The 11,240-nt window shown below is 40.3% G+C and carries 14 protein-coding genes; all 14 read left to right on the top strand.

All coding sequences use genetic code 11. From position 1 onward, the window contains the following. Positions 1-403: 403 nt before the first annotated feature. The 14 genes from yjeM (at position 404) to atpH (ending at position 11,233) form a co-directional block, all read left to right on the top strand. Positions 404-1,918, top strand: a complete 1,515-nt coding sequence (gene yjeM / locus I585_RS06100; RefSeq protein WP_010743261.1) for a glutamate/gamma-aminobutyrate family transporter YjeM — start codon at positions 404-406, stop codon at positions 1,916-1,918. 4 nt (positions 1,919-1,922) lie between these two features. Beyond that, positions 1,923-3,152, top strand: a complete 1,230-nt coding sequence (locus I585_RS06095) for an aminopeptidase (RefSeq protein WP_010743262.1) — start codon at positions 1,923-1,925, stop codon at positions 3,150-3,152. Positions 3,153-3,263: 111 nt separating this feature from the next. After that, positions 3,264-3,770 carry a gamma carbonic anhydrase family protein gene (locus I585_RS06090; protein WP_010743263.1) on the top strand — a complete coding sequence of 169 codons (507 nt, stop codon included), beginning with the start codon at positions 3,264-3,266 and terminating at the stop codon, positions 3,768-3,770. Further along, a complete protein-coding gene (locus I585_RS06085) occupies positions 3,757-4,092 on the top strand; it encodes a hypothetical protein (RefSeq protein WP_010743264.1) in 336 nt (111 codons plus the stop codon). The genes I585_RS06090 and I585_RS06085 overlap by 14 nt, the downstream gene beginning before the upstream one ends. Before the next feature lie 66 nt (positions 4,093-4,158). Continuing rightward, complete coding sequence (locus I585_RS06080) at positions 4,159-4,425, top strand: (4Fe-4S)-binding protein (protein ID WP_010743265.1); 267 nt, start codon at positions 4,159-4,161, stop codon at positions 4,423-4,425. Positions 4,426-4,453: 28 nt separating this feature from the next. After that, entirely contained in the window at positions 4,454-4,729 is a 276-nt protein-coding gene (locus I585_RS06075) for a GNAT family N-acetyltransferase (protein WP_010743266.1), read from the top strand. 81 nt (positions 4,730-4,810) lie between these two features. Then, positions 4,811-5,047 carry a preprotein translocase subunit SecG gene (secG, locus tag I585_RS06070; protein ID WP_010743267.1) on the top strand — a complete coding sequence of 79 codons (237 nt, stop codon included), beginning with the start codon at positions 4,811-4,813 and terminating at the stop codon, positions 5,045-5,047. A 193-nt stretch (positions 5,048-5,240) separates the two neighbouring features. Continuing rightward, positions 5,241-6,005 (top strand): alpha/beta hydrolase, encoded by a 765-nt coding sequence (locus tag I585_RS06065; protein ID WP_010743268.1) that lies wholly within the window; start codon positions 5,241-5,243, stop codon positions 6,003-6,005. Continuing rightward, complete coding sequence (rnr, locus tag I585_RS06060; protein ID WP_010743269.1) at positions 5,986-8,358, top strand: ribonuclease R; 2,373 nt, start codon at positions 5,986-5,988, stop codon at positions 8,356-8,358. The genes I585_RS06065 and rnr overlap by 20 nt, the downstream gene beginning before the upstream one ends. Before the next feature lies 1 nt (position 8,359). Then, complete coding sequence (gene smpB, locus I585_RS06055; RefSeq protein ID WP_010743270.1) at positions 8,360-8,827, top strand: SsrA-binding protein SmpB; 468 nt, start codon at positions 8,360-8,362, stop codon at positions 8,825-8,827. Between the two features lie 286 nt (positions 8,828-9,113). After that, complete coding sequence (gene atpB, locus I585_RS06050; protein ID WP_010743271.1) at positions 9,114-9,827, top strand: F0F1 ATP synthase subunit A; 714 nt, start codon at positions 9,114-9,116, stop codon at positions 9,825-9,827. Between the two features lie 37 nt (positions 9,828-9,864). Beyond that, positions 9,865-10,077, top strand: a complete 213-nt coding sequence (gene atpE, locus I585_RS06045; RefSeq protein WP_010743272.1) for an ATP synthase F0 subunit C — start codon at positions 9,865-9,867, stop codon at positions 10,075-10,077. A 99-nt stretch (positions 10,078-10,176) separates the two neighbouring features. Beyond that, complete coding sequence (gene atpF, locus I585_RS06040; RefSeq protein ID WP_010743273.1) at positions 10,177-10,698, top strand: F0F1 ATP synthase subunit B; 522 nt, start codon at positions 10,177-10,179, stop codon at positions 10,696-10,698. Further along, positions 10,688-11,233, top strand: a complete 546-nt coding sequence (gene atpH / locus I585_RS06035; RefSeq protein ID WP_010743274.1) for an ATP synthase F1 subunit delta — start codon at positions 10,688-10,690, stop codon at positions 11,231-11,233. The genes atpF and atpH overlap by 11 nt, the downstream gene beginning before the upstream one ends. Positions 11,234-11,240: the final 7 nt, after the last annotated feature.

Here is an 11,240-nt window from a genome sequence, read left to right as displayed (position 1 = left end):
TTCTTCGTGCCTCTTTTTTACTGCTTAAAACTGATGAATCGAGGACCATACACATTATTTATTCATGAGAGGAGCAGCTTTTTTTCTAATTTCTGACGACAGATCATTTAACGGCAAACTGTACTGGTTTAGAAGGGGGAGATTCTCTAAGCCGCAGTGTTTCAACCTATCAGTTAGTTTTTGCCCTAAATAAAAATAACGGATAATTTTTATTAAAAATAGAAAGCGTTTTCTTTTGAGAGTGATACTTTGCTAAAAACTACACCAGTTTTGTTGTTTTATTCTTTAAATATTCCTACAATTTTCCTAACAAAACGAATCAATAAAAAAACACTTTTTATTAAGTATTGAAAGAAAGGAGCTAATCGGTTCGTTATAAAAATACAAATTGGAGGAAATAGTTATGTCGAGCCCCAAGAAAAAGAAATTAACACTGATCTCACTTATTCTTATGATTTTTACTTCGGTATTTGGCTTCACTAATATTACACGAGCGTTCTATTTGATGGGTTATGCATCAATACTTTGGTATGTGTTGGCCGCAGTTACATTTTTCTTGCCTTTTGCATTTATGCTTTCAGAATACGGTGCAGCGTTTAAAGATCGTAAGGGTGGAATTTATTCCTGGATGGCAGAATCATTTAACCCCAAATTTGCCTTTATCGGCACATTTATGTGGTATGCCTCTTACATTATTTGGATGGTGAATGTAGGATCCGGAATTTGGATTCCTTTATCAAATGCGATTTTTGGTGTAGATAAAACACAGCAATGGACACCGTTTGGTTTGTCGGGTGTACAAACGTTAGGGATATTGGCTATTTTTTGGATTATTTTAATCACATTTGTCTCTTCAAGAGGATTGGATAGTATCAAAAAAGTGACTTCGATTGGTGGAACAGCGGTGGCCTTAATCAACGTTGTACTATTTCTCGGCGGATTAACTATTCTTTTATTAAATGGTCATATGGCACAGCCGTTAAGTCCAGGCGCCTTTTTCAAATCACCAAACGCGGATTATTCAACAATGATCCAAGTCTTTGGTTTCTTAGTATTTGCAATATTTGCCTATGGCGGCTTAGAAGTTGTAGGCGGGTTAGTTGATGAAACCGAAAATGCAGAGAAGACGTTTCCGCGAGGAGTAGCAATATCGGCCATCGTAATTGCGATTGGCTATGCGGTCGGAATCTTTATGATGGGAGCATTTACGAACTGGAATTTTGCTTTTACACAATTTTCCGATGCGGAAGTAACTTTAGGAAATGTAGCCTACATTGCTATGAATAATATGGGGTATCAATTGGGTCATGCATTGAATATCTCAGAGGCAGCCTCAGTGACGATGGGTGTGTGGGTATCTCGCTACATGGGCTTGTCGATGTTTTTAGCTTTGACCGGAGCGTTCTTTACATTGATTTTTTCTCCATTGAAACAATTGATTGAAGGGACACCAAAAGAGGTCTGGCCTGAATTTTTAACGAAAACAAAAAATGATTTACCAGTCAACGCTATGAAAGTTCAAGCAGCAATCGTGATCGCAATCGTCGCATTGGTTTCATTCGGCGGCAGCGGTGCGAAGTACTTTTTCCAAGTGCTGGTTTCAATGACCAATGTTTCGATGACGATTCCTTATATGTTCTTAGCGATTGCCTTTATTGGCTTCAAGAAGAAAAAGGAAATCGAAAAACCGTTTGAAATTTATAAGACACAAACAATGGCAAACATCGCAGTAACAGTCGTCACGTTTGTGGTCGGCTTTGCCAATGTCTTTACCATCGTTCAGCCAGCGATGCAGGGAGATATTGCTGGAACCCTTTATTCAATTTTAGGACCGGTTATTTTTGGAATTATCGCAGTGGTCATGTACAGCCGCTATGAGCGAAAATATATTTTATCATCAAAAACAGTACAGAGGTGAAAACATGGAAAATTTAATGACCTATTTAGATAAGTATGCAATGTTGATCGTCAAAACAGGCGTGAATGTACAAAAAGACGACTTAGTACAGTTAGATATTTCGGTTAACCAAGCCCCGTTAGCTCGACTGATCGTTAAAAAAGCCTATGAAGCAGGTGCAAGCCAAGTTGTTTTACGTTGGACAGACGATACAATCTTACGAGAGCAAGTAGAAAACATGGACATCGAAGAATTACGTACTGTTCCTGAATATAAGCAAACTGAAATGGAGGAAATGTTCAAACGTCGAATTAGTCGAATTAGCGTTGTCTCGCAGGATCCAGGTGTTTTTTCTGGAGTAGCGAAAGAACGTATCGAGGCTTATCAACAATACGACCGTCAATTATTATTTGGTCTGCGTCAAGCGGCGGCAGCAAATAGAATTAGTTGGACAGTTGTAGCAGCCTCCGAAGCATCATGGGCAGCAAAAGTTTTTCCTGAACTGCCAGCAGCGGAGCAAGTAGATGCATTGTGGGATGCTATTTTTAAGGCAACGAAAATTTACGAGGCAGATCCTGTTGAAGCATGGTCGCTGCATGAGAAGCGGTTGCAAGAAAAAGCAGCAATGATGAATCAAGAGCAATTCCAAGCTCTGCATTATCAAGCGCCTGGAACAGATCTGACCATCGGGTTGCCAGAAAATCATATTTGGGACAGTGCCCGCAGCATCAATGAAAAAGGTTTTGAGTTTATGGCGAATATGCCGACAGAAGAAATTTTTACCGCTCCTGATCGGCGTGTGGCAGACGGAGTTGTTTCTTCAACCAAGCCATTGGCTTATGCGGGACAAGTAATTACGGGAATAAAATTGACTTTCAAAGATGGTGCGATCATTGACGTGAAGGCTGATCAAGGTGAAGAGGCCTTGAAAAGCTTAGTAGCGATGGATGAAGGCTCCAAACATTTGGGAGAAGCGGCTTTGGTGCCAGATCCTTCTCCAATCTCACAATCGAGGATTACCTTTTTCAGTACTTTATATGATGAGAACGCATCAAATCATTTAGCTATCGGCAATGCGTATGCATTTAATCTAGCCAATGGTGTAGAAATGACTGAAAAAGAATTAGCAGAGCATGGGTTGAACCGCAGCAAGAATCATGTGGACTTTATGATTGGCTCAGACAAGATGAATATTGATGGTATTCGTAAGGATGGCAGCCGCGTAGCGATTTTTAGAAACGGCGACTGGGCTTAAGCGTTTTTCTTATATTGAAAACAAAGAGGCTTTGCATTTTGAGGTCTCTTTGTTTTTTATTTAGTTTTGAAGAGTGGAAGGCGTGCTATACTAGTGATTGAGGTGAGAAGAATGGTAGATTTTATCGCAAATAGTTCAGATGTATATGGAGACGTAACACTTGGAGAAGGTTCGACCATTTGGTTTCAAAGTGTTTTGCGTGGTGACAGCAACACGATAGCAATCGGTAAAATGAGTAACGTGCAAGATGGTACGATCGTACATGTAGATCATGGCGCGCCGACAAACATCGGTGATTATGTAACGATTGGGCATGCTTGTATTATCCACGGATGTACGATTCATTCTGGGGCATTGATTGGAATGGGCGCTACTGTTCTGAACCACGCGGAGATTGGAGAGAATAGTTTGATCGGTGCGGGTTCATTAGTGACAGAAGGAACAGTCATTCCCGCAAACTCGTTGGCATTCGGTTCTCCTGCTCGTGTGATTCGCAAATTGACACCTGAAGAAATCAAAAAAAATCGCGAGAATGCAGAGCATTACTACGAACTTGGACAAGCATACTTGAACAAGGAGATTCTTCCAATAAAGGGATCCGCTCATGAAGGAGACTAGTTTTCTGTTGCTGCAGGCTCAATTACGAACACTGTTTCCGAACGAAGGACTACATCAGTTAGCGATCTATGAAGACCAAATGGAGAAAATTCTGATTTTCTCAAGTCGTGGCTTGCATGTATTAGAAGAAGATGATTTAACAAAGAGGCCGCGAAATGTTTACTTCACTGCGGATTGTTTAAAACCTTTTGCGCTGAGACAAAACGCAGGTGTTTTTGAGTTGGTCATTGAGACCTTAGGAAGTCGCACATTCATTTTGGCCTTTCCGGATCAAATGGATGCTCATCAGGCAATGCAGACGCTTATAGATCTTTTAGCATGATAAGACGATTTAGTGTAATTTTTTTTTGATTCCCATTATAATCTTACTTAAAGGAAGTGATAGGAAATGGATGGAAGTAAATTTGATCAAGAACCAGTTAATGAAGAGGAATTATTGGTTCAAGGTTATCGCAAATATCATGGTGAGGGCGTTGATATTTATTACAACAAAGATATTTGTGCGCACATCGGGAATTGTGTAAGAGGAAATCCAGAAATTTTTGAGGTGGGTCGCAGACCGTGGATTATCCCCGATAACGGCAGTGCAGAAAATGCTAGTTATGTCGTAAATACATGTCCTAGCGGTGCCTTGAAATATATTGTGAAAAATTAAAGCTAAAAAAGCTGTAAGGAGAATTGTGATGGAAATCAAAGAAGAAAAAGAACGTTTTGTTTTATTGAATGATGCGAATGAAGAAGCAGGAGAAATGACTTGGTCGAATGCGGGTTCAGAAATCATGATTATTGATCATACATTTGTAGATCCAACTTATCGTGGCCAAGGTTTGGCAGAAAAATTGGTTGCTGCTGGTGTAGAAAAAGCGCGTAAAGAGGGTAAAAAAATTATTCCGTTATGCCCATTTGCTAAAAAAGAATTCGACGAAAAATCGGATTATGCAGATGTTTTAAGAAAATAAGTTTTTGACTTCTCTGGTCAAACGACTTCAATTGTGCTAAAGTAAAAAATGAGGTAGTTTGGAAATAAGGAGGATCAGCTTTTGTATAATTTTATTTTGGGTGTTATCTTAGTTTTATCAGTGATCATTGTCATTACGATCATGATGCAACCTAGCAAACAAAATAGTGCTGCGAGTGCTTTTACTGGTGGTGCGGATCAATTGTTCGGAAAGCAGAAAGCACGTGGCTTTGAAGCTGTTATGCAACGATCAACCGCAGTTTTAGGTGCGGTTTGGATGATTCTGCTCTTCGCATTAATGTTTTTATCAAGCAAATAAAACCGGCCTCTCAAGTGAGAGGTCTTTTTTATTTTGTATTTAGGTCAAATCAAGTACACTTTAAGATAGAGTGAGGATGCCAATTCGATTTTTTGCGATGTTTTGGCAGATCAAAGGTACGGAAAAAAAGAGCGAAATCAATTTTTCGTTTTTGAGAAAATGAAGGTCAACTACGAGATCGGAGTGAAGAAAGATGATTCAAGCCCCAGGATCGTTGTTTCTGCCCCAGGGGAAACGAGCGGTTTTACTGTTACATGCCTATTCAGGCAGTCCGAATGATGTGCGGATGCTGGCGCGTTTTTTGGAAAAATTAGATTATACAGTTTATGTTCCACTTTACTCAGGACACGGAACAGCAGATCCTTTGGATATCTTGCAGGAAACTTCTGAGCAATGGTGGCAGGATAGTCAACAAGGCGTCAAATTTTTGCAATCACAAGGGTATCAGGAAATTGCTGTATTTGGACTTTCAATGGGTGGTATTTTTGCAACCCGTCTATTACAAGCATTGCCCAAACAATTTTTAGGAGGCGGTTTTTTCTGTTCGCCTATTGCACCAGTCAAAACCAATGTAACAAAAAACTTCCTATTATATGCCAAACAGGTGTTAGAACGAAACGGTGCGAAAACGACTGAAAACAAAATTGAAAGTTATCGTCCTCTAGTAGAACGACAATTGACAACAATCGAAGAGCAATCCCAAACAGCATATGAAAATTTAACGAAAATCGATTGTCCTTTTTTTATGGCGCAGGCAGGACAGGATGAGATGATCGAAGCGGATGGTGTTTTTCAAACGGCAGAGCGTTTGAAACAGACCGCCTTCACCTTAAACTGGTACCCGCAAAGCGGACATGTGATTACCGTAGGGCCCGAAAGAAGACAATTAGAACAAGATGTGGCCGATTTTTTAGCCGGTCTTGGCTGGAGAGAAGAAAATGGAGAGAAAAACAATTAAAGCAGAAATACTGGCTGGGTTGAAAGCAGCCAATAAAAAAAGTCTTTCAATGGAAGAATTAGCAGAAGTTTTAGACATGCGCAAGAGCGAAGATTTTAAGTTATTAGTTCAAACGGTTGCGCAGCTTGAGCGAGAAAAAACTGTGGAATTTAATAAAAAGGGTCGTGTCATGCTGCCTTTTCAACCAATCGAAGTAGAAGGAATCTTTCGCCGCAATGAAAGAGGATTCGGCTTTGTAACGATTGATCCGGAAGAACCGGATATCTTTATCCCGAAAGAAGCAACGAACTTTGCGATGGATGGCGATATTGTCATGATCGATATTCAAAAGACGGCGGATCTCTTTTCTGATCGTGGAGCAGAGGGTCGTGTTGTTTCTATTAAAGAGCGGAAGATCCAACAGCTCGTGGGTGAATTCAATGCCTTTGACGTTGATGAGATTGCTGAATCAGATTTATTCGGTTACGTAACGCCGAAAGATAAAAAAAGTGCGCAGTTCAAAGTCTTCATTGCAGCAGAGGGGATTCAACCTGTTGATGGGAGTATCGTCATCGTTGAAATCACTCATTATCCTGAGAAGGGCTATGCTACGAGCTTGGAAGGGATGATTACTAAGGTAATTGGGCATAAAAATGATCCTGGTATGGATATTCTATCCATCGTAATCGCTCAAGGCATTCCGACATCCTTCCCCGATGAAGTTCAGACTGCTTCAGAGCAAGTGCCGGATAAAATTGCTGAAGCGGATCTAGTTGGACGCCGTGATCTGCGCGACCAGCAAATCGTTACGATCGATGGGGCTGATGCGAAAGATTTGGATGACGCAGTAACGGTTCGCAAGTTAGAAAATGGGAATTACTTCTTGGGTGTCCATATCGCGGATGTTTCTTATTATGTTACTGAAGATAGTATCTTGAATAAAGAAGCTTTTGAACGTGGAACGAGTGTGTATCTGACGGATCGTGTGATCCCAATGATTCCACAGCGTTTATCAAATGGTATCTGTTCATTAAATCCGCATGTACCGCGCTTGACCATGAGTTGCGAGATGGAGATTGATCCTAACGGGATGATCGTTCATCATGAAATCTTCCAAAGTGTCATCCAAACGAGCGAACGAATGACCTACTCGGCTGTGAATGCTATTTTGGACAATGATTCTGAAACAGTCGAACACTATCATGAGTTAGTACCGATGTTTCATTTAATGAAGGAACTTCATCAAATTCTTGAAAATCGTCGCAAGCAGCGCGGAGCTATTAACTTTGAGGATCGTGAAGCGAAAATCATAGTTGATCCTGAGGGACGTCCAATAGATATTGAACTACGGGAACGGGGTGTCGGCGAACGATTGATTGAATCCTTTATGCTAGCGGCTAATGAAACAGTGGCTGAGCATTTCAATAAATTGAAATTGCCCTTCATTTATCGGATTCACGAGCAACCAAAGGAAGAAAAGATGCAGCGCTTCTTTGATTTTGCGGCAGCATTAGGAATTTTAGTTAAAGGGACAAAAAATACGATTACACCAAAAGATTTGCAGCAAGTCATCCATGATGTAGAAGACAAGCCCGAGTCCGCGGTTATTAACACAATGTTGCTGCGCAGTATGCAGCAAGCGCGTTATTCGGAAGACAATTATGGTCATTATGGATTAGCGGCGGAATATTACACGCACTTCACATCGCCTATTCGTCGTTACCCTGATTTGATCGTTCATCGCTTGATTCGGACATATAGCCAGGATCAAAGTGAAGCAACGAAAGAGAAGTGGGCAGAAACGTTGCCTGAGATCGCTGATCATAGTTCGAAAATGGAACGGCGTGCCGTGGAAGCAGAACGTGAAGTTGATAGTATGAAAAAAGCCGAATACATGGCCGAGAGGGTTGGCGAAGAATTCGACGGTATTATCAGCTCCGTTACAAAATTTGGAATCTTTATCGAATTGCCAAATACGGTTGAAGGCATGATTCATCTAAACGAGATGAAACAAGATTATTTCCATTTCATCGAAAATCAACTGGCTTTGGTGGGGGAACGTACTCGTCAAACATTTAAGATTGGACAAAAGGTCCGCATAAAGGTGACTAAATCTGATCCTGAAACCCGTGAAATTGATTTCGAGCTGCTTGAGGCTGAAGAGATACCTTCATTGGAGGTGCCGGGAAATAGTCAACGTAATCAACGAAGGAAACCGGCGGGCGGCAGAAAGAATAATAGGGATTCTAATAAGAATTACGGTAAGACTTCCGATCGTTCAAAGACAAGCAAAGAGAAGAAAAATAAAAAAGGCAAGAAGCCGTTTTATAAATCAGTAGCCAAAAAGAAAAAGCCAGGTAGAAAGAAGGGATAATATGCCAAAAGGTGAAGGCAAGTTAGTAGCACAAAACAAAAAGGCGCGACACGATTATACGATCATCGATACAATCGAAGCTGGAATTGTCTTGCAAGGGACAGAAATAAAATCAATCCGAAATAGCAGGATTAATTTAAAAGATGGATTTGCTCGAATTCGAAATGGTGAAGCTTTTTTATACAATGTTCATATCAGTCCTTATGAACAAGGCAACATTTTCAATCATGATCCTGTCCGTACGCGTAAATTGCTGATGCACAAAAAACAAATTGCGCGTTTAGCTGGTGAGGTCAAAAATACCGGGATCACATTAGTTCCGTTGAAAGTCTATTTGAAAGATGGGTTTGCGAAGGTCCTAATCGGTGTGGCTAAAGGGAAACATCAGTACGATAAACGGGAAACTTTGAAGCGTAAAGATGTTGATCGACAAATCAGCCGCACATTGAAAAACTATTCTCATCAGTAAAATATTCTTTTTCGCATATTCGATGATTATTTCTTTACTTAAACTTCGATTTTGATACGATTAGTTACAATCTATAATAGCCTAATTTCGGGCTAAAATAAGTACCAGAGCCGTCTAACGAAAGATAAAATAACGTTTCGAAATTTATCTTCAAGTTATTCGAAAAATTTTAGGAAAATTCTTTGAAATTTTCTTTCTCTGGTGGTAACATACGATAGTATTTTGAGGAGCAGCGCTAAGCAGGCACGAGCTGACGCCGAGTCGCTGGGAAGAGAGGTGAACTTGATTGAATGAAAAATCTTGGTTTTTCCATATTGGACCCATATGGTTTGACGGAACGGTAACGACAATGATTATCGTAACGTGTGTAATTGTCTTTTTCCTTGTCTATTCCTTTACACGCAATCTGTCATTGAAACCTAAAGGAAAGCAAAACGCAATTGAGTGGGTCATTGATTTCACTACGAACATTGTTGGTGACAATATGCCTCGTAAGGAAGTCAGAAATTTTAGTTTGTTCTCATTTACGTTGTTCTTATTTATTTTTGTAGCAAACCAAATTGGACTCGTCACAAAAATTGTCTCTGGTAATGATGTGACTTATTGGAAAAGTCCAACAGCTAATCCTTTTGTAACGATGGGATTGGCCTTACTTGTATTAATCTTAGCGAATTACCTAGGAACAGAAAAATTGGGATTAGGTCGTTACATCAAAAATTCTTTCTTCACACCGTCAGGACTATTTCCTATTAAGTTGATGGAAGAATTTACCAATGTTATCACGTTGGGCCTACGTCTTTACGGAAACATTTTCGCAGGTGAAGTATTGCTTTCGCTGATCGCAAGCATGGTTACAAGTGCAGGATGGTGGACACTGCCATTCGCTATACCGCTTGAAATGATTTGGATCGCATTCTCACTATTTATTGGTAGTATCCAAGCCTTTGTTTTCACAACTCTATCTATGGTTTATATTAGTCATAAAATCGAGGTAGAATAATAAAAAAATTAATACACTTTTTAGGAGGAAATTTATTATGAACTTTATCGGTGCAGGAATCGCAATCATGGGAGCCGCAATTGGGGCTGGTTATGGTAACGGACAAGTAATTTCAAAAGCAATTGAATCAATGGCGCGTCAACCAGAAATGTCAGGACAAATTCGTTCAACAATGTTTATCGGTGTTGGTTTGATCGAAGCTGTGCCAATTCTAGGTGTAGTATTAGGTATGTTGATGGTTTTCCAATAAAAATCAGTACTTTTTTGTTGAGACTCACTTCAAAGGTGAGCAGGAGGACCGCTTGACGGTTCTTTTAATGAGGAAGACGAACAGAAAGGAAGACCGAGTATGCTGAATCTAGTTATTGCTGAGGCTGTCAATACAACGCTCGGTAATTTAATTGCTGTTACGGGAGCATTCGTGATCCTAATGGCATTATTGAAAAAATTCGCGTGGGGTGCCGTTCAAGACATTCTACAAAAACGTGAAGATAAGATCGCCAATGATCTAGATTCTGCCGAACAATCCCGGGTTAAAGCTGCTGAGTTGGAAAAAGAACGTGAAACTCAATTGGCCAGCTCCCGCAGTGATGCGGCAGATATCATTAAAAATGCGAAAGAAAGTGGCGAATTAAGCCGTCAAAATATCATCAAAGATACGAAAGAAGAAGTTTCGCGTCTAAAAGATCGTGCGCAAGCAGAGATCAAAGATGAACGTGAAAATGCGTTGACTTCTGTCAAAGATGATGTGGCAACACTTTCTCTACAAATCGCAGAAAAAATCTTGAGTAAAGAGCTCTCACAAGATGCTCATCAAGATTTGATCAACAACTATATGGACAAGCTAGGAAACACAAAGCATGAAGCTTGATAAATACACTGTTGGTAAACGTTATGGGAAAGCTTTGTTTGAATTGGCGATCGAAAATGAAGCCGCCGATGCCGTTTATCAAGAGTTGTTGACGATTCGGGAAATCTGTAAAGAAATTCCTGATCTAGGAAATATTTTAACTGATGTTCGTTTAGAAGGTGCAGAAAAGAAGGCCATCATGGATGCTTTTACTGGCGGATTCGACGGGATCGTTAAAAATTTTCTATTGGTTGTATTTGAGTACAACCGCAGCGATGATCTTCCATTTATGATTGATGAATTTGAGCGTCGCTATGATGAAATGAACAAAGTCGCACACGGTACAGTCACAACGGCTGTTCCGCTCTCTGAAGAAAAGAAACACGAACTTGAAGCAAAAGTCGCTGATGTTTTTGGCTACCAAAAGGCCTCATTAACCCCGATAGTTGATGAATCAATTCTCGGTGGTGTCATTGTTGAAGCCGATCATCAAGTGATCGACGGCAGCCTCGCCAGCCAATTAAATGGCCTACGAGCAGCACTTAGTAAAAAGTAGAGAAGAA

Source organism: Enterococcus malodoratus ATCC 43197 (genome assembly GCF_000407185.1).
GTDB classification, from domain to species: Bacteria; Bacillota; Bacilli; order Lactobacillales; family Enterococcaceae; genus Enterococcus_A; species Enterococcus_A malodoratus.
Note: the sequence above shows the minus strand (reverse complement) of the source record. Positions and strands in the feature narration are given on the sequence as shown.